Here is a 21030-nt window from a genome sequence, read left to right as displayed (position 1 = left end):
CCATGACGGATGCCGCCGGTGCCACCAGCAGCGCCAGCCTCGTCATCACGCTGCAAGGGGCCAACGACGCCCCCGTGGCCCAGAACAACATCGCCATCGCCGTGGCCGACAACGGTGCCGGCAACGTCAGCAACCCCAGCGGCAACCTGCTCACCAATGACGGGGATGTGGACGGCGGCGACAGCCTGACCCTGACCGCCGGGCGCACCGGTGAGGAAGGGGCCGGCGGCCCCCTCGCCCCCGTCACCCAGGGCAATCCCCTGGTGCTGGTCGGCCAGTATGGCACCCTGACCCTGCTGCTCGACGGCAGTTACCAATATGCGCTCGATACCGGCAATGCCGCCGTGCTGGGCCTGGGGCCCTTGCAGACCCTGAGCGACCATTTCACCTACCAGGCCCAGGATCTGGCCGGTGCCGTCGATCTCGCCCAGCTCACCATCATCATACGGGGACGCAACGATGCCCCGGTGGCCAACCCGGATCAGGCCCTGGTGATCGAGGCGGGCGGGCTCAATAACGCACAGCCCGGCCTGGACCCCAGCGGCAACGTGCTGGGCAATGACACGGATCTGGAGGGCGATCCCCTGACGGTGACGGGGGTGCAGAACGCCGATGGCCAGAGTGCCAGCCTTGGCACTGTGCTCCGTGGTCGCTACGGGGATCTGGTGATGAACGCCGATGGCAGCTGGCACTACCGGCTGGACAACAACCTGACCGAGGTACAGGCCCTGCGCGGCCCCAACCAGACCCTGACCGAGGTGTTCGACTACCAGATTGCAGACATCTGGGGGGTGGGCAGCGCCAGCACCCTGACCCTCACCATTCGCGGCAGCAATGACACCCCCATCGCCGTCGACGATCAGGCCAGCGCCATCGAGGCCGGGGGCGTGCACAATGGCGACGCCGGGCGGGATCCCACTGGCAATGTGCTCGCCAACGACACCGATGTGGACAGCCAGGCCAATGGCGAGACCAAGGCGGTGCTCACTGTCAGCAGCGCCAGCGGTGCCAGTGTCGATGCGGGCCAGATCCTGCAGGGGCGCTATGGCCAGCTCATCCTCAACGGCGATGGCAGCTACCGCTACCTGGTCGATAACGACAACCCAGAGGTCGAGGCGCTGCGCACGGCCGGCCAGACCCTCACCGAGCTGTTCAGCTACCGGATGCGCGACCAGGCCGGCGCCGTCTCACAGGCGCGCCTGACCATCGTCATCCAGGGCGCCAACGACAACCCCGTCGCCCGGGATGACAGTGCGGTGGCAAACGATCAGGTGCAGCCGCCCCACACCTCGGGCAATGTGCTGCCCAACGATGGCGATGTGGATGCCAATGATCCCCTGCGCGTCACGGCGGTGCGCACCGGAACCGAGCAAGGCGGCGGCAATGGGGGCACCCTCGGCCAGCCCCTGGCCGGGCGCTACGGCTGGCTCACCCTCAACGGGGATGGCAGCTACCGCTACACCATAGATCTCACCAACAGGGAGGTGCTGGCCGCCGCCGGTCTGGGCCAGGTGCTGCAGGATGTGTTTACCTACACCCTGGGGGATGGCAGCGATGCCACCGATCTGGCCCAGCTGACCATCAACCTGGATATCTCGGCCCCCTATGTGCCGCCCCCGGACTCTGGCGTCATAGGTCCCCATCAACTCGACCGCCAGTTCGACGGGCAACAGCAGGCCCCCCTGCCCGACATCACCCCGGCCATCTTCGTCACCCCGGTGGTGCAGCGGGTCAGCCTGGGGCTCGATGCCAGCGGCGATCGTTCCGATGGCAGCCAGCTGTTCTTCGGTCTGCCCCCCGAGATCCGCAGCCAGAGCATTGGCCAGGGGCTGGGCCAGATAGCAGGCACCTTCGTCGGCCAGAGCGTGCTGGAGAGCGCCCTGGCCCAGGAGCTGGATCTGGCCAGCTTCCTCGGCCGCCATGGCCGGGTCGATCTCAACGCCGATGGCCTGCTCAGCGACGAATCCCTGTTTGCCCTGACCCCCCAGGACATGAAGGCGCCCTCGCCCCAGGGAGAACGGCCGCTCAACACCAACAGCTTCACCCGACAACTACAGGATGCCGCCGGGCGCCCTGCCGCCCCCAGAGGGGACAACCAGCCCTTTGTGACCAAATCAGGCGTTTGATTCTAAGGACAGATGATGCCAAGACTCGTACTTCGACCCCTCACCCTCGCCTCCACCCTGCTGCTGGGTGCCTGTAGCGCCCTGCCGCCGGAGGTCTATACCCAGCAGGACAAGCAGGAGAGGATCCGCCAGGACCGCAAACTCATGTATGGCCAGCAGGAGCCGGTGACCCATCCCATCACCTTCTACGAGGCGGCGGCCCGGGCCCTCAAGTACAACCTCGACTACCGCCTCAAGCTGATGGAGGGGGCCCTGGCCTCGGATCTGCACGATCTCTCCAGCTACGAGATGCTGCCCAGGGTGGTGGCGTCGGCCGGCTACGCCAGCCGCAGCAACGACTCCGGCGGCACCTCCATCGGCATCGAGGACAGGGAAGAGAGTCTGCGGGCCTCCACCTCCCAGGAGCGCTACCGCGACCTGAGCGGACTGGGTCTGAGCTGGAGCCTGCTCGACTTTGGCGTTGCCTACTACCGCAGCCAGCAGAAGGGGGATCAGGTGATGATGGCCGAGGAGCGCCGTCGCAAGGTCTCCCAGAACGTGTTGCAGGATGTACGCAGCGCCTACTGGCGCGCCCTCGGTGCCCAGCGCTTGCTGCCCCAGGTCGACAAGCTGCTGACCCGTACCCAGCTGGCGCTCGATTCCGCCCGCCAGGCCGAGACTCAGGGGCTGATGCCGCGCCAGGAGGCCCTGGCCTATCAGCGGGCCCTGCTCGACTCCGTCTCCCTGCTCAACCAGCGCCGCCAGGATCTGGAGTTCGCTCGCGCCGAGCTCGCCGCCCTCATGTCCCTGCCCCCGGGCAGCGAGATGGTGCTGGCCGACGAGCCCGAGCCCGGCCTGCCGGTGCTGACCCAGCGCATCGACAACCTGGAGCAGATGGCGCTGGAGAACCGCCCCGAGATCATGGAGGAGTGGTATCGCAAGCGCGCCAACCAGCAGGACATCAGGATCGCCAAGGCCGAGCTCTGGCCCAACGTGGGGCTGAATTGGGGCTACAACTACGACTCCAACAAGTATCTCTACAACAACCACTGGTCCGAGGCGGGGTTGCAGGTCTCCCTCAACCTGCTCAAGTTTTTGCAACTGCCCGCCATCTGGGGCATGGAAGAGTCCCAGGAAGCCACCGATGATGCCCGCCGGGTCGCCCTCTCCATGGCGGTGCTGACCCAGGTCAGGGTCGGGGTGCTGCGCTACAACCTCGCCTCCCAGGAGGTGGCGTTTGCCGACGAGAGCCTGCGGGTCGACGAGAGCCTGCTCAGCTACGCCCAGGCCGCCAGCAGCAGCCGCCAGGGCTCCGAGCTCGAGGTGATCCGGGCCGAGGGGCGCTACCTGCTGTCGCGCTACCAGCGTGAGGCGGCCTACTCCCAGGCCCAGGCGGCCTGGGGACGACTCTACAACTCCATCGGCCTGGATGTGCAGCCCGACGAAATTGCCCAGAACGACATCAAGACCCTGGCCCACGCCATCAAGGTGACCATGCAGCGCCAGGAAGCCCAGCAACTGATTGGTACCCACAGAGGAGTCCCCTATGCCCTTGTACGCTAAGCCCGGGCGCCCGTTCGGGCCCTGGCTGTGGTTGGCGTTCATGCTGCCCCTCACCGTACAGGCCGAGAGCCCGCTCTCGGCCCCGCCGATGCCAAGTGCCGCCCAGGATGACCCCAATGCCATCCGCATCCTGCTCGCCGCCGAGCTCGAGACCACCCTCTCCAGCCAGATGAACGGCACCCTGGGCGAGCTCAAGGGCCGTCTCGGTCAGCGGGTCAGGAAAGGGGCCCTGCTGGCCCGTTTCGACTGCCGGGAAGGGGAGGCCCAGGCCAGGGTCGCCCGCGCCGAATTGCAGATGGCGCGCCAGGATCTGAGCGCGAAGAAGAGCCTGCGCAAGCTCGATGCGGTGGGGGATCTGGAGGTCGCCATCGCCGCCACCGGGGTACAGCGGGCCGAAGGCGCCGATGCCCTGGCCCGTACCCGCAGCAGCTATTGCGACGTCAAGGCCCCCTTCGATGGCCGCATCGCCCAGGTGCAGGCCAAGCCCTATCAGACCATGACCGCCGGCACTCCCCTGTTCGATCTGGTCAGCGACGGCCCCCTCAAGGTAAGGCTCAATGTCCCTTCCCGGCTGCTGCCGGGCCTCAAGGAGGGGCAAGCACTCGAGATAGGCGTGCTGGAGACCGCCAAGCAGTATCCGGCCACGGTGAGCCGCATCAATGCCAGGGTCGATGCCGTGGCCCAGACGGTGGAGCTGGAGGCCAGACTCGATGACGCCTACCCTGAGCTGGTCGCCGGCATGAGTGGCGTCGCCCGCCTGATCCCATGACCGAGCGCCTCCCCTCCCCCCAGCTGCTGCTGGCCCTGGCCGCCCTGCGGGACAGGGCCATGGCGGCCAAGAGCCTCAATGCCCTCGCCTTCTCCCTGGCCAACGATCTCTATCAGCTGATCCCCTTCCATCAGGCGCTGGTGTTCGCCAATCATGATCCGGCCCAGGAGCTGCTCTGTGTCTCGGGTCTGGCCCGGCCGAGCGAGGACTCCCCCTACCTCATCTGGCTGGAGCAGGCGAGCCGCTGGCTCCATGAGCAGGTGGAGGGCCAGGAGCCGCGCTGGCTGGCCAGAGAGGCCCTGACCCTGCCTGACGCCCTGGCCGAGGGCTGGAGCGAATGGTGGCCAGACGGTGTCTTGTGCATCCCCATTGAGCCCCAGGAGGGGCCCAGGCTCGGCCTGGTCTGCCTGCTGCTGGAGCGTGAACCGCCCGCGGCCCTGCTGGCCCTGATGCCCGGGGTCTGGCAGACCTGGGCCTACTGCTGGCAGAGCCTGACCCGGCAGCCCCGCCTGCTGCGCTGGCGCCCGAGCCGACGCCAGTGGCTGACGCTGGCCCTGATGGCCGGGCTCATGCTGCTCATTCCCATCCGCCAGAGCGCCCTGGCACCGGCCGAGATAGTCTCCAGGGAGAGCAGGGTGATCAGCAGCCCGCTGGCCGGGGTCATCGCCGAGGTGCAGGTGCGCCCGAACCAGACGGTCAGCGCCGGCACCCCCCTGTTTCGCCTCGATGAGACCACGCTGCGCAACCGCGCCGAGGTGCTGACCCAGGAGGTGGCGGTGGCCGATGCCGAGCTGCTCGCCGCCAGCCAGCGTGCCTTCGACAATCCCCAGAGCCGGCGCGAGCTGACCCTGCTCAGTGGCCGTGCCCAGCAGAAACGGGCCGAGCTCAGCGGCGTCCAGTTGCAGCTGGGCCGCAGTCAGGTGCTGGCCCCCGCCGCCGGGGTGGCCGTGTTCAGCGATGCCAACGACTGGCTCGGCAAGCCGGTGGTGACCGGGGAGCGCATCATGCAGCTGGCGGATCCCGCCCAGCCCGCCATGCGCATCCAGCTGCCGGTGGCCGATGCCATCGCCCTGGAGCCCGGCGCCGAGGTGACCCTGTTTCTCACCGCCTATCCCCTGCAACCCCTGCGGGGTAAGATACTGGAGACCAGTTACCAGGCCCAGCCCAACGCCGAAGGAGGGGTCGCCTATCGCCTGCTCGCCACCATAGAGTCGCCGCCGGACCACGCCCGGCTCGGCCTCCATGGCACCGCCAAGCTCCATGGGGAGCGGGTGCTGCTTGGTTACTATCTGCTGCGCCGTCCCCTGGCGGCCCTGCGCGCCTGGAGCGGGCTCTGATGCTGGATCCCGCCGACCTGCCCCTGCCGCCCCTGCGCGACGATCTGCAGCTCTGCCCCACCGGCCGCACCCCGGACGGGGAGCCGGCCTGGCTGATCCAGGACAAGGTGGTCAATCGCTTCTATCGCATCGGCTGGTTCGAGTTCGAGTGCCTGGTGCGCTGGGCCGGCCAGACCCCGCGCCGGTTGCAGCAAGCCATCGCGGCCGAGACGGCCCTGCACCCCGAGCTGGATCAGATCCTGGGGTTCTGCCAGTTCCTCGAACGCCACCAGCTGCTGCGCCCCAGCCCCCAGGCGGTAGAGCGGCTGCGCCAGGCCAGCGAGGGCAAGGCCTGGCTCACCGGTCGCTGGTGGCTCCATCACTACCTCTTCTTCCGGGTACCCCTGCTGCGGCCCCAGGCCAGATTGCAGGCCCTGGCCGCCCGGCTCGACTGGCTGTTTCATCCCCTCACCGCCTGGCTGCTGCTGGGGGCCAGCCTGCTCGGTATCGCCCTGGTGGTGCAGCAGTGGGACAGTTTCCGCCATGGGGTGGTCGAATCCTTCTCCCTCGATGGTCTGCTCAGCTTCGCCCTCGCCCTGCTGCTCGCCAAGACGCTGCACGAGCTGGGCCATGCCCTGGTGGCCACCCGGCTGGGGGTGAGGGTCGCCCACATGGGCATCGCCTTCGTGGTGCTCTGGCCCATGCTCTACACAGACACCAGCGAGAGCTGGAAGCTGGCCCATTCCCGCCAGCGGCTCGCCATCGCCAGCGCCGGCATACTGACCGAGCTGGCCCTGGCCGGGCTCGCCACCCTGGGCTGGGCCCTGAGCGCCGACGGCGCCCTGCGCAACGGCCTGCTCTATCTCGCCACCACCAGCTGGATCCTCTCCCTGGCCCTCAACGCCAGCCCCTTCATGCGTTTCGATGGCTACTTCATCCTCTCGGATCTGCTCAACTTCCCGAACCTGCACGAGCGGGCCTCTGCCCTGGCCCGGGTCGCGCTGCGCCGCACCCTGCTCGGTCTGATGGAGCCCTGGCCCGAGCCCTTTCCCGTGCGCCAGCGCCGCCTGCTGGTCGCCTTCGCCATCCTGACCTGGCTCTACCGGCTGGTGCTGTTTCTCGGCATCGCCGTCGCCGTCTATTACCTCTTCTTCAAGCTGCTGGGGATCCTCTTGTTCTGCGTCGAGATCTGCTGGTTCATTCTCCTGCCCGTCTGGCGGGAGCTCACACACTGGTGGCGGGAGAGAGCCGCCGTCCCCCGGCCCCGTCGGCTCTGGCTCGGCCTCTCCCTGCTCGCCTTGCTCACCCTGCTGGCCCTGCCCTGGCACAGCGAGATAGAGGGCGAGGGCGTGGCCCGCGCCGAACGCCAGCTGCCGGTCTTCACCCCCTTCCCCGCCCGGCTAGCCAGCCTGCGGGCCCCTGGCCCGGTCAAGGCGGGAGAGCCCCTGCTGCAACTTACGGATCCGGACCTGGCCTGGAAGGTACGCAGCAACGAGCAGAGCATACAGAGCTATGGCGCTCGTCTGGGAGGCATGGTGGACGACCCCTTCGGGCTCGATGAACAGATAGCCACCCGGGAGCGGCTGCGGGTGCAATACCGGGAGGCCAGCGCCACCCGGGCGGAGATGGAGCGCCTGCGGATGCTGGCCCCCTTCGACGGTCTCTGGCTGGATGTGGATCCCGAGCAGCGGCCGGGCCAATGGCTCAACAGCCAGCAGCCTGTCGGCATCTTGATCGACCCGAGCCAGTGGCAGGTCGATGCCTATGTGGCGGCCGACGATGTCGCCCGGCTGCGGCCGGGCAGTCCGGCGCGCTTCTACCCGGATGGGGTACCCTCTCCCCTGTCCGGCACCCTGATCGACATCGGCAGTACCCGGGTCGGCAAGCTCAAGTACCCCATGCTCGGCTCCCGCTTCGGCGGCCCCATCGCCACCAGCGGGCAGGGGCAGGAGCTGATCCCCAGCCATACCCTGTTCCTGGTGCGCATCCAGCTCCATCAGATGCCGCCGGCCCTGCGGGAGACCAGAGGCAAGGTGGTGCTGGAGGGGAGTAAACGCAGCCTGCTCGGCGAGGCGGCCACCCAGCTCGCCTCTGTCTTGCTGCGCGAGAGCGGCTTCTGAGCACTCACCCCTTCGACCATAGGGCATAAAAAAACCGGCCCAGGGGGCCGGCAAATACAGTTCAGGCTTTGTCAGGTGACAAACACACTCAGCGGATGACTCGCTGTTCCGCGTCCTGCGGACCTCACGGGTCTTGAATGCGTGGGACCACTATAGGCCCCATCCCCTTAATCGTGGCTGAATCAGAGTGCCATTCCCATGCTCTGACGCAGGTAGGCCCCCGCCCCCAGCAGGCCAGGCCCTTCATGGGTGATGAGGAATACCGGAATGTCTTTGAGATAAGGCTTGAAGCGCCCCTTGTCCTCGAAGGCGACCCTAAAGCCCGAGCCGATGAAGAACTCCTGGAAGCGCGGCACTATGCCGCCGGCGATATAGACGCCGCCGAAGGTACCCAGGTTGAGGGCCAGGTTGCCGGCAAAGCGCCCCATCAACACGCAGAACAGACTCAGGGTGCGGCGGCAATCGAGGCACTCCCCCGCCAGGGCCCGCTCGGTGATCTCCCGGGGGACCAGCGCCGCCGGCTCACGGCCGTCGGACTTGACCAGGCCGCGATAGAGATTGACCAGCCCGGGGCCGGAGAGGAAACGCTCCGCCGAGACATGGCCCAGCTCCCCGCGCATCACCTGCAGCACCGCATCCTCTTCCTCCGTGTTGGCGGCAAAATCCACATGGCCCCCTTCACCGGGCAGGCTCAGCCACTGCGCCCCCGCCTTGACCAGGTGGGCGACCCCAAGGCCGGTCCCTGCGCCATAGATGGCCACCGGCTTGTCCGCCTGGGGAGCCTCGCCCCCCAGCTGGATCTTGTCGGCATCCGACAACACGGGCACCGCCATGGAGACGGCGGTGAAATCGTTGATCACCAGCAGACGGGCCAGGCCCAGGCTGGCCTGCATCTCACCGATGGAGAACTCCCAGCTGTGGTTGGTCATGGCGACCCAGTCGCCGTTGACCGGGCAGGCGATGGCGATGCAGGCCTCGCTCACCTGCGCCTGCTGCTCCGCCAGATAGAGACGGATCACGGCCTCCAGACCGGGATGCTCCAGCCCGGAATAGGTCTTGGCCCGGGAGATGGCGCCTGTGGCCAGCTCGCACAGGGCCAGCCTGGCATTGGTACCGCCGACGTCGCCAACCAGGGCATGGGTATGCTGCATAAACACTCCTTCGTTACGGGTCGGGGCGACGCTGCGTCCCGAGCTTATTGTTTGGCACAGATTCTACCCGAGGCGCCGCGCCACAGGGGTGGCCGGTGGTGACAAACGTGCGCGGGCTCACAGTGTTGTTGCTTTGCAACATTTGTAAGCGCTTTCACGAAGGGAGTGGAAATTTGTAACTAAAATAACGAAATAATTAGACGTGAGTCATACTTTACATGGCCGAGATTAGTCCCGATAAACGCTTGTCTTGTATAGTCATCATCCTTGTTTTTAACCCGCTCAGCCTGCTATTTAGTGCCAAGACACTGAAGCTAAATTACAAGAAATCCTGGTGGTAATGATGAATACCCTCGATAAGATTACGAACAATTTGGAAAGTTTCAGTAAATCGGAGCGCAAAGTCGCCGAGGTGATCCTCGCCTCTCCCCAGACGGCCATCCACTCCAGCATCGCCGCCCTCGCCAAACTGGCCGATGTCAGCGAGCCGACCGTCAACCGTTTCTGCCGCCGCCTCGACACCAAGGGTTTCCCGGATTTCAAACTGCACCTGGCCCAGAGCCTGGCCAACGGCACTCCCTATGTGAACCGCCACGTCGAGGCGGAAGATGGCCCCGAGATCTACACCGCCAAGATCTTCGAGTCCACCATGGCCTGCCTCGATGCCGCCAAGAACAGCCTGGACATCTCCGCCATCAATCGCTGCGTCGACATCCTGACCCAGTCCAAGAAGATCAGCTTCTTTGGCCTGGGCGCCTCTTCCGCCGTCGCCCGGGATGCCCAGAACAAGTTCTTCCGCTTCAACATTCCCGTGGTGAGCTTCGATGACATCGTCATGATGCGCATGAGCTGCATCAACAGCAGCGAAGGGGACGTGGTGGTGCTCATCTCCCACACGGGTCGCACCAAGGCCCTGGTGGAGATAGCCGCCCTGGCCCGGGAGAACGATGCCACCGTGATCGGCATGACCTCCAAGGACTCCCCCCTGGCCCGGGAGTGCAACCTGGTGCTCTCCATGGACGTGCCGGAAGACACCGACGTCTACATGCCCATGGCCTCGCGCATCGCCCAGCTCGCCCTGGTGGACGTGCTGGCGACCGGTTTCACCCTGCGCCGCGGCATGAAATTTCGGGAAAACCTGAAGAAGGTCAAGGAAGGTTTGCGCGAATCCCGCTTTGATACTCCCCACTCCTCCTGAGTCTGTGGGGGCCCCGGGCCCCCGTTAGGTGTACCTGCCGCCATTGTGTAGTATTGTCGTTTAGCAACAATCCCCTCCGATGGCGTTTGGGCCTCTGCCCGCCGGGACAGTATTTCAAGTCATATCAACTTCAAACTGGAGTCTTTCATGCCAAGACGTACAAAGATTGTGACCACACTCGGTCCTGCCACCGACCGCGAAGGCATCCTCGAGGGGATCATCCGCGCCGGGGCCGACATGGTGCGAATGAATTTCTCTCACGGCAGTGCAGAAGATCACATCCAGCGGGCCGAACAGGTGCGCGCCATCGCCGCCAAGCTGGGCCGCCATGTGGCCATCATGGGGGATCTGCAGGGCCCCAAAATCCGGGTTTCCACCTTCAAGGATGGCAAGATCTATCTCGCCATCGGCGACAGCTTCATCCTGGATGCCGCCCTCGGCAAGGGGGAAGGTTGCCAGGAGCAGGTCGGCATCGACTACAAGAGCCTGCCCGATGACGTGGTGGCGGGCGACATACTGCTGCTGGACGACGGTCGGGTGCAGCTGAAAGTGGAGCGAGTCGAAGGCAGCCGCATTCACACCACTGTCACCGTGGCCGGCCCCCTCTCCAACAACAAGGGCATCAACAAGAAGGGGGGTGGCCTCTCCGCGCCTGCCCTGACCGAGAAAGACAAGGAAGACATCAAGACCGCCGCCCGCATGAACGTGGACTACCTGGCCGTCTCCTTCCCCCGTTGCGGCGATGATCTGCGCTACGCCCGCGAACTGGCCCGCGAAGCCGGCTCCAACGCCAAGATAGTGGCCAAGGTGGAGCGCGCCGAAACCGTCGCCACCGATGAGGCGATGGAAGACATCATCCTCGGCTCAGACGCCGTCATGGTGGCCCGGGGCGATCTGGGTGTGGAGATCGGCGACCCCGAGCTGGTCGGCGTGCAGAAGAAGCTCATTCGCCACTCCCGCCGCCTGAACCGGGTGGTGATCACCGCGACCCAGATGATGGAGTCCATGATCAACGCCCCGCTGCCGACCCGCGCCGAGGTGATGGACGTGGCCAACGCCGTGCTGGACGGCACCGATGCGGTCATGCTCTCCGCCGAGACGGCCGCCGGCCAGTTCCCCATCGAGACGGTCACCTCCATGGCCAGCGTCTGCGTCGGTGCCGAGAAGCACCCGAGCCTGAACGTCTCCAACCACCGCATGAACTACACCTTCACCTCGGTGGAAGAGGCGGTGGCCATGTCCACCATGTATGCGGCCAACCACCTGGAGGGGGTACAGGCCATCGTGGCGCTGACCGAGTCTGGCACCACGCCGCTGCTGATGTCCCGCATCAGCTCGGGCCTGCCTATCTTCGCCATGTCCCCCCATGCCAAGACCCTCTCCTGGACCAACCTCTACCGCGGCGTCACCCCTGTGCTGTTCGATGCCGACGAGAGCCGTCCCGTCTACGAGGTGTGCCGCGAGGCCCTGGACGTGCTCAAGGCCAAGGGACTGCTGCAGAGCGGCGACATGGTGTTGCTCACCCACGGCGACAAGATGGAGACCGTCGGCAGCACCAACACCTGCAAGGTGATGATGGTCGAGTGATCCCCGCCACCGGCAACAAAAACGGCTCCCTCGGGAGCCGTTTTTCCATGGGAAATACGCCGCCTCAGCTACCGCGATAGAGTTCCACCTTGTCACCATCGCTCAGGGCCCCGGCGCCGCGCACCACCACCCTGTCACCCGGGGTCAGGGGGCCGCTGATGGCGACCTGACGCTCGTCACCGAACAAGATGGTGACCGGCACCCGGCTCACCGTCAGGGCATCCCCCTCTCCCTTGACTCGAAATACCACGCTCCCCTCTGTGTTGAGCACCAGGGCATCCCTGGGCAGCAGCATGGCCTGCCGTTCCCCCAGGGGCAGGGCAACCCGCACCGGCGCCCCTATGATGTAACTGCCCTTCCTCGGCTTGAGTCTCAGCTCGATGAGGCGGGAGACGGGGTCGGCACTCGCCGCCCGCTGGTAATAGCTCGCCTCCCCTTGCAAACCGGCCCCCTCGACCTTGAGCAGGGTGTCGGGAGCCAGGCGCAGGGCCCAGTCGATGGGGGCCTGCAAGCGGATGTCCGGCGCATCCGGGTTGACCAGCGCCAGCGCCTTCTCCCCCGCATCCACGTGTTCCCCCGGCTGGATGAAGTGATGATTCACCACCCCGGCGAAGGGGGCATGGATCTGGCTGCGGCGGATCTGATCCTCTATTTGGCGCGCCGCTATCTCCGCCAGCTGCAGCGCCAGCTCCGCCTGTTCCATCTCCAGCCTGGCCTTGTCGAACTGGCTGAGGGAGGCATTGTGCTGCCTGCGCAGCTTGTCTTGGCGCTCGAACTCCGCCCTGGCAAAGCGCAGGCTGCTGGCCCACCTGGCCTGCTCGGCCCGGGCCTGCTCCAGGGAGAGGTGCAGGGCAGTGCTGTCGAGGCGCAGCAACACCTGACCCGCCTCGACCCGACTGCCAAAGTCGGCAATCCACGCCACCCGCCCGCTCTGCTCGGCGCTCAGCTCCGCCTGCTGGCGACTGGCGACAGTGCCACTGATCCAGAGGCTGGCTCCGGCATCGCCCCGGGTGACATCAGCCAGGGTGACCGACTTGGCCCAGAGCGGCAGGCTCGCCATCAGGGCGAGCCCCGCAATCATCTTGTTCACATCTCTCTCCTTTCCATGGACGCATTCGTTCATCAGGCGCGCTGGCGCAGCGCCACCGGTGCCGGCTCCCGCTCCCCCAGACGCAGGAAGGCGGGCAGCAATATGAGGGTAAACAGGGTGCTGCAGCTCATGCCGCCGACGATGACGGTGGCCAACCCCCGGTAGATTTCACTGCCCGCACTCGGGCTCAGCATCAGGGGCAGCATGCCGAAGATGCTGGTCAGGCTGGTCATGGCGATGGGACGCATCCGGCTTTGCAGCGCATCCGCCACCGCCGCCGAGCGCGTCATCCCCTCCCGCTCGGCCGAGCGGGTCTGATGCACCAGCAAGATGGCATTGTTGACCACCAGCCCCAGCAGGATGACAAAGCCGATGATGGTCAGCAGATCCATGGGCAGGGGCGCCACCCGCCCGCTCAGAACCAGCGCCACCACGCCGCCCACGGTGGCGAGGGGCAGGGTCAGCAACACCAGCAGGGCATCCCGGACCGAGGCGAACAGGCCCCACAGCAGCACCAGCAGGATCACCAGGGCGAACAGGAAGATGCCCCCCAGGTTGCCGAGGGCCTGCTGCAGGCTGTCGGCGTTGCCAAATACCCGCAACTCGCCCCCGGCGGGGAGCAAGGGCCGGATGCGGGCGAAGCTCTTCTCCTTGAGGGTATCGAGCACCTGCTCCATGCTCATCCCCTGGGCCGGGGTGATCTGCAGGCTCAGGCTGCGGCGCCCATCGGCGCGAAAGATGCCCGATGGCCCCAGATCATGCTCCACCTTCAGCAGCTCGCCGAGGGGCACTATGCCGCCCCTGGGGGTGGCCAGGGGCAGTGCCCGCAGATCGTCCGGGTTGCCCGAGGTCTGCCCCATCAGCAGGATGTCAAAGCGCTCGTCGCCGTCGAAGTATTCGCCGACCCTCAGGCCGTCCCCCAGGGTCTGGATGATGGTCGGCATGGGGGTGCGATCCCAGCCCACCTCGGCCAGACGCCGGTCCTGGGGCACCAGCCGCAGCTCGGGGGCGGTGAAGTCCAGGGAGGGCTCCGGCCGCACCTGGGCCCCCGGCAGATCCTGCTTCACGATCGCCATGGCCGCCCGGGCCGCTTGATAGAGCTCGGGCAGATCCCCCCCCTGAAGCAGCAACTCGACCCCGTTCTCGCTGTCAAAGCCGCCAAACAGCGAGCCCTGGCCACCAAAGGCACGGGTATCCGGAATGCCCTGCAGCAGATCCTGCATCAGCAGTGTCTCCAGCTCCTTGATACGCCCCTCCTCCTTGGCCCGCACCCCGATCTGGGCCCCTCCCGGATAGCGCATGATGTAGTAGTTCTTGAGGGCCGGCTCCTTCTCCCCCTTCATGTAGGGAGCGAGCCGGGCGATCAGGGTGTCTATCACCTCTTCCCGCTGGGCCTGCAGGTTGACTCCGGGGGTGAAGCTCATCCAGACGTCGATGGCGTCGCGTTTCACGTCCGGCAGATAGTTCATCTTGGGCAGCAGGGCCCAGGTCGCCAGTACAGGCAGGCTCATCATGGCGAGAATGAGGGTCCAGCGCCGCGCCGGAGTACGAGTCCAGTGGAGGATGCGCGCCGTGGCACGGCGCCAGTAATCACCATAGGGGTCAATCAGTCTGTCTTGCCCCATCCAGCGCGATGCCACCGCCGGCAACACAGAGACGGCCACCAGCATGGAGACGGTGACGGCGCAGGCGATGGTGAGCGCAAGGTCTGCAAACAACTGCCCCTCCACGTCGTTGAGCAGGAGCACCGGCAAGAAGATGGCCACCGTGGTGAGAGTCGAAGCGACCAGGGCCGCCCACACCTGACTGGTGCCCGCCAGGGCCGCCCCCGCCTTGTCGAGATCCCCCCGCTCGTGGCGCCGATAGATGCTCTCCAGCACCACGATGGCGGCATCGAGCACCATGCCCACCGCGAACGCTATCCCCGCCAGGGAGATGACGTTGAGGGTTCTGTCCATCAGCTTGAGCAGGCAGAGGGTCAGCATGATGCTGATGGGGATGGCGAGCGCTATCATCAGGGTCGCCTTGAGCCGACGCAGGAAGACCCAGAGGATGGCACAGGAGAGAAGCACCCCCAGCCCCAGGTTGGCGGTGACCATGTGGATGGCGCGATTGATGTAGAGGGAGGCATCGAACGACTGCGCCATGTGCAGTCCGGCGGGCTCGAGCACCTCACGGTTGAGCTCGCCCACCCTGGCCTTGATCGCCTCCAGGGCAGCCAGGGCATTGGCGCCGTTCTCCTTGTAGATCTGGGCCGAGATGGCCTGGTTGCCATTCTGGATGCGCAGCACCGGGGAGTTCTCCCGGGTCAGCCGCACCTCGGCCACGTCCCGCAGATAGATGGGCAGGCCATCGCGCCAGTCCACCACCTTGTCCTTGAGACTCTCCACGTCATAGCGACCGGCGAAGCGCAGCTTGTACTCCCAGCGCCCTATGTCCAGGGTGCCGGCGGAAACATCCCAGCCGGTGGCGGCCCGGCTCGCCAGCTCGGGGATCTCCACCCCCAGTTCGGCGGCGCGGTAAGGGTCGAAGCGGATCTGGATCTGGCGGGCGTTGATGCCGTCTATCTCCACAGTGGAAACCCCGGGGATGCGTTCCAGCTCCGGCTTGACCCTGGATTCAATCAGCGGCTGCTGCTCATCTATGCTCCCCACAGCCCCTGGCAGCTGCTGGATGAAGAAGAAGGTCAGGGTGTCGTTGCTGCTGTAATTGTTGAGGTAGGGGCCATCTATGTTGTCCGGCAGACTGGAGACCCGGTTCAGCCGCGAGATGATCTCCAGCTGGACCCGCTGCATGTCGGTGCCGATGGCAAACTCCAGGTCCATCTCGACGAAGCCGGGGTAGCTGTTGCTGGTGAGACTCTTGAGCCCCTGCACCCCCTGCAACTCCTGCTCGATGGGATCCGTTATCTCGGACTCCATCTCTTGGGGCGAGGCGGATCGCCAGGAGACGAAGATGTTGAGATGGGGACGCTCTATGTCCGGGAACAGCTGTACCGGCAGGCTGCGCATGCTGAGCAGGCCGGCAAAAAAGATGAGCACGACCGAGACCGCCACCCAGATGGGGCGTTCGATCGCCGTCTTGGCGAGGTTCATTTCATCTTCCTGATGTTGTTGTTATCGGCTCCTTCCGCGAGCCTGCTTCCTGCCCCAAGGGTGAGGGGACAAATCATTAAACTGGAAATTCCATCCCTTGTAAATGCACGAAATACAAACAAAAAACCGGCCATCACGGCCGGTTTTCAACAGCAGGCATGCCGGGTTCAGGCGGCGTCGTCCACCCGGGCCGGGTGGCCCATGGCCTCCAGTTCACCGGGGGCAAAGTTGTCCACCTGGATAGCCTCGCTGCGCAGGGCATCGGCGGCGAGCAGCTTGTCGGCCTCTTCCTGGGTCAGGAGGGAGATCGCCAGGGCCTGGCTCACCAGATCCGGCAGGGCCAGCTTGCGGGGCAGGCGCCCCTCTTTCTGGGCCTGGGCAAGCTTCTTCTCCAGGGGCTGCACCGAGACCATGGCGAGGAAGGCCCTCTCCATCTGGCCGATGGCATCCTGCTCATCCTGGCCCACGTAGCACAGGGCGGTGAGGCGGTCACGGAACTCGCCCGGCGTCATCATGGCCTGGCAGATTGCGTGGCAGCGATCATCGGCCGGCATCTGGTAGTGAATGCCGAACGGGAAGACCACCCGCTTGAGCAGGGCACCAGCGACCTTGTTCGGGAAGTTCTGGAAGAAGCCGTCGAACGCCTTGCCGATCAGGTGCAGGTTACGCTCCAGGGCATACTGGACGAAGGGCAGGTCGGAAACCATGCGCCCCTGATCCTCATAGTGCTTGAGGGTCGAGGAAGCCAGGTAGAGATGGCTCAGCACGTCGCCAAGACGGGCAGAAATCATCTCCTTGCGCTTGAGATCGCCACCCAGCATCAGCATGGAAACGTCGGCGCACAGGGCCAGTCCCTTGCTCATGCGGGACAGCTGCTTGTAGTAGCGGGCGGTCTCGCCAGCCACAGGGGCGCCGTTGAACTGACCCAGGGTCAGCCCCTGGAACAGGGCACCGAAGAAGTTGCCTGTGCCAAACGCCAGGTGCTTCATCAGCAGGCCGTCAAACTTCTCGAGGCCACGTTCGGCATCCGGATCGGCCGCCGCTTCCAGCTCGGCGAACACATAAGGGTGACAGCGGGTCGCCCCCTGGCCGAAGATCATCAGGTTGCGGGTCAGGATGTTGGCCCCTTCCACCGTGATGGCGACCGGGATCCCCATGTAGGCGTAGCCCGTGTAGTTCTTGGGACCGAGCTGGATGGCGCGACCGGCGTGGATGTCCATGGAGTCATCCATGATCTGGCGCGCCATTTCGGTCATGTGGTACTTGGAAATCGCGGTGACGATGGCCGGTGCCTGACCCAAGTCCAGGGAACCTGCGGTCATGCGACGCGCCCCTTCCAGCTGATAGGTCAGGCCGCCGATGCGCGCCATGGCCTCCTGCACCCCTTCGAACTTGCCGATGGACATGCCGAACTGCTTGCGCACATAGGCGTAGGCACTGACGGTGCGGCTCGCCATGTGGCCACAGGCAGTGCCCAGGGCCGGCAGGGAGATGCCGCGCCCGGCGGAGAGGCACTCCACCAGCATGCGCCAGCCGCGACCGGCGTAATCCGGGCCACCGATGATCCAGTCGAGGGGGATGAACACATCCTTGCCAAAGGTCGGGCCATTGAGGAAAGCCAGTCCCATGGGGTAGTGGCGATCGCCGACCCGCACCCCGGGGTGGCTGGTGGGGATCAGGGCGCAGGTGATGCCGAGCTCCTCCTTGTCCCCCAGCAGGTGCTCGGGATCATGCAGCTTGAAGGCCAGGCCCAGCACGGTGGCGCGCGGCGCCAGTGTGATGTAGCGCTTGTTCCAGTTCAGGCGGATGCCGAGCACCTCCTCCCCCTTGTAGTGACCCTTGCAGACGATCCCCTTGTCCGGGATGGCGCCCGCATCTGAGCCCGCTTCCGGACCGGTCAGGGCGAAGCAGGGCACCTCCTTGCCATTGGCCAGGCCCGGCAGCCAGAAATCCTTCTGGGCCTGGGTGCCGTAGTGCATCAGCAGCTCACCCGGGCCAAGCGAGTTCGGCACCATGACGGTGACCGCCACGCTCAGACTCTTGGTGGCGATGCGAGTCACTATGGTGGAGTTGGCTATCGCCGAGAACTCGCGGCCACCGTAGGATTTCGGAATGATGAGCGCGAAGAAACCTTCCTTCTTCAGATAGTCCCAGACCGGCTCGGGCAGATCCTTGGTCTCGTTGACTATCTTGAAGTCGTCGATCATGGCGAGCAGGGTCTCGACCTGATTGTCGATGAAGCTCTGCTCATCGGCGCTCAGGGTCGCCTTGCCGTAGCCATGGAGTTTCTGCCAGTCGGGATTGCCACGAAACAGCTCGCCATCCCACCAGACGGATCCCGCCTCCATGGCCTCCCGTTCGGTCGCCGACAGGGGGGGCAGTATTCTCTTGAAGATGGCAAACACCGGACGGGTTACCCACTTCTTGCGGATAGCCGGGACGCCGAGCACGACAGCGACGGTCACCACCAGCAGGACAAGCAATGTGATCATGGTTCAGTTCCCTCTATTTCACAGTTCCGTTAACTTGTTGTTTTGATTAAACGGCCAGGGATAACCTGGTCGATTCCGTCGGCGCGCCTACCCCGGCCGCCAGATAAGGAATAACGTTGCGCACCAGCCCTTCCACATCCAGGTGCTGACCAAAATCGGCCTGGGCGATATCCCGCAGCGCATCGGCAGAGGCCATGGTGAACACGACTGTGCCCAGGGTGAAGTGCAGGCGCCAGAAGAGATCCGCCGGCGTCAATGCCGGATTGGCCTGGGAGATAGCCTGGGTGATCCGCTGCAGGGTCGCACCATAATGGCTGGTGATGAAACGACGCAGGTGGCCCTGGCTGTCGATGTAACCACGTCCCAGCAGCTGCATGAAGAGGGCCGGGCCATTGGTACGCACGGCGGCCAGCTTCATCAGGGGGTCGACAAAACTCTCGAATACCTGGAGCAGGGTCAGCTCGTCTCGCGCCATCAGGGCGGCCAGTCTGGTGTCCAGTTCAGGCATGAACAGGGAGAGATAGCGGTCCAGCACCGCCTGGATCAGCTCCTTCTTGGAGCCGAAGTGATAGTTCACCGACGCCAGGTTCACATCGGCCTCGCTGGTGATCAGACGCAAAGAGGTATCAGCGAACCCCCGCTCGGCAAACAACACCTCGGCAGCATCGAGAATACGGTTCTTGGTATCAATCTTGCTCACTGTGCACCTCACTTAAACGAATGTTTAAAAAGTACGTTTCATAGTCTGAGGTGTCAAGAGAATGTGAATCCAGGTTAGGGAAATGTTTTATTAAAAAACCGGGAACTTTGACCAAAGAACGGACTCTATATCTATGCCACTGCAATTAAACATTAAGTCTCGCCCAACCAGCCCAGTGCTGATTGGGCATTTTTTTATGGCGCAACGCCTGTCTCATCGACCTGCTGGATGCCGGTTTCGGCTTGAAAAACAGAGGGTAAAAAAAACCGCCGCAGAGCGACGGTGGGGAAAGAAGGTTGCGTCATCCTGACCCAACCCATCGATGGAAGTTCAGGCTGCACATCGATGAGCACATCTTACCCAAGCTCCCCGGATAAACTTTGTCAGAGTTGCAGGCATTTGTGACAGAGTATGACAACCCCTCTGCGTGACCCCCTCCCCCCCTTTTTGCTATGCTGGCGCTTCACTCATCGGGCTCTGCTCACCCAGGGGAAACGCCATGAAGTACACCGTCGACACCCATACCCACACGGTCGCCAGCACCCATGCCTACAGCACCATCCATGACTACATCCCCATCGCCAGGGCCAAGGGGATCAAGCTGTTTGCCACCACGGACCATGGCCCGGACATGGCCGATGCTCCGCATTTCTGGCATTTCGTCAATCTGCACGTTTTGCCCAGGGTCGTGGACGGCGTGGGCATACTGCGCGGCATAGAGGCCAACATCAAGAATCTGGACGGGGAGATAGACTTTCCCGAACGCTACGAATCCCGCCTCGACATGATCATGGCCGGCTTCCACGAGCCCGTGTTCCCGCCCTGTGACAGGGCAACCCATACCCAGGCGATGATCAACGCCATCAAGAGCGGCCGGGTCGACATGATAAGCCACCCGGGCAACCCCGCCTTCCCCATCGACATCGACGCCGTGGTGCATGCCGCCGCGCAGTACAGGGTCGCCCTTGAGGTCAACAACTCCTCGTTCAGCCACTCCCGGGCAGGCAGTGAAGAGAACTGCCGCGCCATCGTCGAGGCGGCGCGAGACCATGGCGCCTACCTGGTCTTCGGATCCGACTCCCATGTCGCCTTCAGCGTCGGCGACTTCGAACACTGCCATCGACTGGTCACGGCAGCCGGCTTCCCCGAAGAGCGGATCCTGGCCCGCTCCCCCCGCGCCCTGCTCGCGTTTCTCGAAAGCCGGGGCAGAGCCCATATCCCGGAATTTGCGGATCTCTGATCAGCCTCGTAACACCATGAGCCGACTCATAAAAATGATTGAGGCACATTGACTTGCCAGGGCATTTTCGGGAATCTAGAGCGACGCCGATATAGCTCAGTTGGTAGAGCAGCGCATTCGTAATGCGAAGGTCAGGAGTTCGATTCCCCTTATCGGCACCATATAAAACAAAGGGTTAGCTTCGCAGTGAAGCTAACCCTTTGTTATTTTTTGCTCCATACCCCTCCTTGTACCCCTCTTTTGCGATTTGCTACCCCTCCGGTTGAGTAACAAAAAAGCCCATCCTGCTTGGGTGGGCTTCTTGGGGTGACTTCTAGCCAAGACACCCCGCCATTGCCATATTGGCAAACTGATCGGTCATATACTGCCTTGTCGCCTCATCAGGCCATTGTGGCATCTTGTATGCTTCTATTGTAGGCGGATCACTATTCCCCACCAAACGGTAGCGCCTTCATCTGCCCCTTGTAGAGTGCGGTTAGTTTATCCGAGAGCAAGCCACCCTGCTCTTGACGCTTCTTCATCACATCCAAAGCATAAGACGAGTGTAGTGGTCTAATCATCCCGGACACCATTTTAGGTGGTACTGTCGCCACCATGACCTGAG

Annotated in this window: 13 protein-coding genes and 1 tRNA gene; 9 read left to right on the top strand and 5 right to left on the bottom strand. The window is 64.4% G+C overall.

The annotated features are described in order from the left end of the window. The 5 genes from BN1119_RS13615 to BN1119_RS13595 all read left to right on the top strand — a co-directional run. The coding region (locus tag BN1119_RS13615) for a VCBS domain-containing protein (RefSeq protein WP_041998906.1) at positions 1–2126 on the top strand (2126 nt) is incomplete at its 5' end. Positions 2127–2141: 15 nt separating this feature from the next. After that, positions 2142–3668 (top strand): TolC family protein, encoded by a 1527-nt coding sequence (locus tag BN1119_RS13610; RefSeq protein WP_041998903.1) that lies wholly within the window; start codon positions 2142–2144, stop codon positions 3666–3668. After that, a complete protein-coding gene (locus BN1119_RS13605; protein ID WP_041998901.1) occupies positions 3652–4437 on the top strand; it encodes an efflux RND transporter periplasmic adaptor subunit in 786 nt (261 codons plus the stop codon). The genes BN1119_RS13610 and BN1119_RS13605 overlap by 17 nt, the downstream gene beginning before the upstream one ends. Then, a complete protein-coding gene (locus BN1119_RS13600) occupies positions 4434–5774 on the top strand; it encodes an efflux RND transporter periplasmic adaptor subunit (protein WP_041998899.1) in 1341 nt (446 codons plus the stop codon). The genes BN1119_RS13605 and BN1119_RS13600 overlap by 4 nt, the downstream gene beginning before the upstream one ends. Beyond that, complete coding sequence (locus BN1119_RS13595; protein ID WP_041998896.1) at positions 5774–7873, top strand: site-2 protease family protein; 2100 nt, start codon at positions 5774–5776, stop codon at positions 7871–7873. Before BN1119_RS13600 ends, BN1119_RS13595 begins: the two co-directional genes overlap by 1 nt. Before the next feature lie 182 nt (positions 7874–8055). Here the strand turns inward: BN1119_RS13595 and glk are convergent, their stop codons facing one another. After that, positions 8056–9024 (bottom strand): glucokinase, encoded by a 969-nt coding sequence (gene glk / locus BN1119_RS13590; RefSeq protein WP_041998893.1) that lies wholly within the window; start codon positions 9022–9024, stop codon positions 8056–8058. Positions 9025–9367: 343 nt separating this feature from the next. On the opposite strand from glk, the gene BN1119_RS13585 reads away from it, so the two are divergent. Together BN1119_RS13585 and pyk are read left to right on the top strand one after the other, a co-directional pair. After that, positions 9368–10222 (top strand): MurR/RpiR family transcriptional regulator, encoded by an 855-nt coding sequence (locus tag BN1119_RS13585; RefSeq protein WP_167335478.1) that lies wholly within the window; start codon positions 9368–9370, stop codon positions 10220–10222. 147 nt (positions 10223–10369) lie between these two features. Next, positions 10370–11809, top strand: coding sequence for a pyruvate kinase (pyk, locus tag BN1119_RS13580; protein WP_041998887.1), 1440 nt, complete (start codon positions 10370–10372; stop codon positions 11807–11809). A gap of 64 nt (positions 11810–11873) precedes the next feature. Here the strand turns inward: pyk and BN1119_RS13575 are convergent, their stop codons facing one another. The 4 genes from BN1119_RS13575 to BN1119_RS13560 all read right to left on the bottom strand — a co-directional run bounded on the left by BN1119_RS13575 (position 11874) and on the right by BN1119_RS13560 (position 19186). After that, the gene (locus BN1119_RS13575; protein WP_084205476.1) at positions 11874–12890 is read right to left on the bottom strand and encodes an efflux RND transporter periplasmic adaptor subunit; all 1017 of its coding nucleotides are present in this window, start codon (positions 12888–12890) and stop codon (positions 11874–11876) included. Between the two features lie 41 nt (positions 12891–12931). Next, on the bottom strand, positions 12932–15994 hold the full coding sequence (locus tag BN1119_RS13570; RefSeq protein WP_041998881.1) for an efflux RND transporter permease subunit: 3063 nt from the start codon (positions 15992–15994) through the stop codon (positions 12932–12934). 167 nt (positions 15995–16161) lie between these two features. Further along, positions 16162–18486 (bottom strand): acyl-CoA dehydrogenase, encoded by a 2325-nt coding sequence (locus tag BN1119_RS13565; protein ID WP_041998878.1) that lies wholly within the window; start codon positions 18484–18486, stop codon positions 16162–16164. A 46-nt stretch (positions 18487–18532) separates the two neighbouring features. Continuing rightward, entirely contained in the window at positions 18533–19186 is a 654-nt protein-coding gene (locus BN1119_RS13560; RefSeq protein ID WP_041998876.1) for a TetR family transcriptional repressor PsrA, read from the bottom strand. A gap of 499 nt (positions 19187–19685) precedes the next feature. Between BN1119_RS13560 and BN1119_RS13555 the strand changes: the two genes are divergently transcribed. Together BN1119_RS13555 and BN1119_RS13550 are read left to right on the top strand one after the other, a co-directional pair. Next, entirely contained in the window at positions 19686–20426 is a 741-nt protein-coding gene (locus tag BN1119_RS13555; protein WP_041998873.1) for a phosphatase, read from the top strand. Positions 20427–20511: 85 nt separating this feature from the next. Beyond that, a tRNA-Thr gene (locus BN1119_RS13550) sits at positions 20512–20587 on the top strand. Positions 20588–21030 lie beyond the last annotated feature (443 nt).

Origin of the sequence: Aeromonas bivalvium (assembly GCF_000819765.1) — a bacterium.
GTDB classification, from domain to species: domain Bacteria; phylum Pseudomonadota; class Gammaproteobacteria; order Enterobacterales; family Aeromonadaceae; genus Aeromonas; species Aeromonas bivalvium.
This window is presented reverse-complemented; position numbering and strand designations above follow the sequence as displayed.

What these genes read in the sequence shown, in the direction of transcription:
- BN1119_RS13610 (WP_041998903.1), top strand. Translation starts at nt 2,142, where the DNA reads ATGCCAAGACTCGTACTTCGACCCCTCACCCTCGCCTCCACCCTGCTG.
- BN1119_RS13600 (WP_041998899.1), top strand. Translation starts at nt 4,434, where the DNA reads ATGACCGAGCGCCTCCCCTCCCCCCAGCTGCTGCTGGCCCTGGCCGCC.
- BN1119_RS13555 (WP_041998873.1), top strand. Translation starts at nt 19,686, where the DNA reads ATGAAGTACACCGTCGACACCCATACCCACACGGTCGCCAGCACCCAT.
- BN1119_RS13585 (WP_167335478.1), top strand. Translation starts at nt 9,368, where the DNA reads ATGAATACCCTCGATAAGATTACGAACAATTTGGAAAGTTTCAGTAAA.
- BN1119_RS13595 (WP_041998896.1), top strand. Translation starts at nt 5,774, where the DNA reads ATGCTGGATCCCGCCGACCTGCCCCTGCCGCCCCTGCGCGACGATCTG.
- BN1119_RS13570 (WP_041998881.1), bottom strand. Translation starts at nt 15,994, where the DNA reads ATGAACCTCGCCAAGACGGCGATCGAACGCCCCATCTGGGTGGCGGTC.
- BN1119_RS13605 (WP_041998901.1), top strand. Translation starts at nt 3,652, where the DNA reads ATGCCCTTGTACGCTAAGCCCGGGCGCCCGTTCGGGCCCTGGCTGTGG.
- pyk (WP_041998887.1), top strand. Translation starts at nt 10,370, where the DNA reads ATGCCAAGACGTACAAAGATTGTGACCACACTCGGTCCTGCCACCGAC.
- BN1119_RS13575 (WP_084205476.1), bottom strand. Translation starts at nt 12,890, where the DNA reads ATGATTGCGGGGCTCGCCCTGATGGCGAGCCTGCCGCTCTGGGCCAAG.
- BN1119_RS13565 (WP_041998878.1), bottom strand. Translation starts at nt 18,486, where the DNA reads ATGATCACATTGCTTGTCCTGCTGGTGGTGACCGTCGCTGTCGTGCTC.
- glk (WP_041998893.1), bottom strand. Translation starts at nt 9,024, where the DNA reads ATGCAGCATACCCATGCCCTGGTTGGCGACGTCGGCGGTACCAATGCC.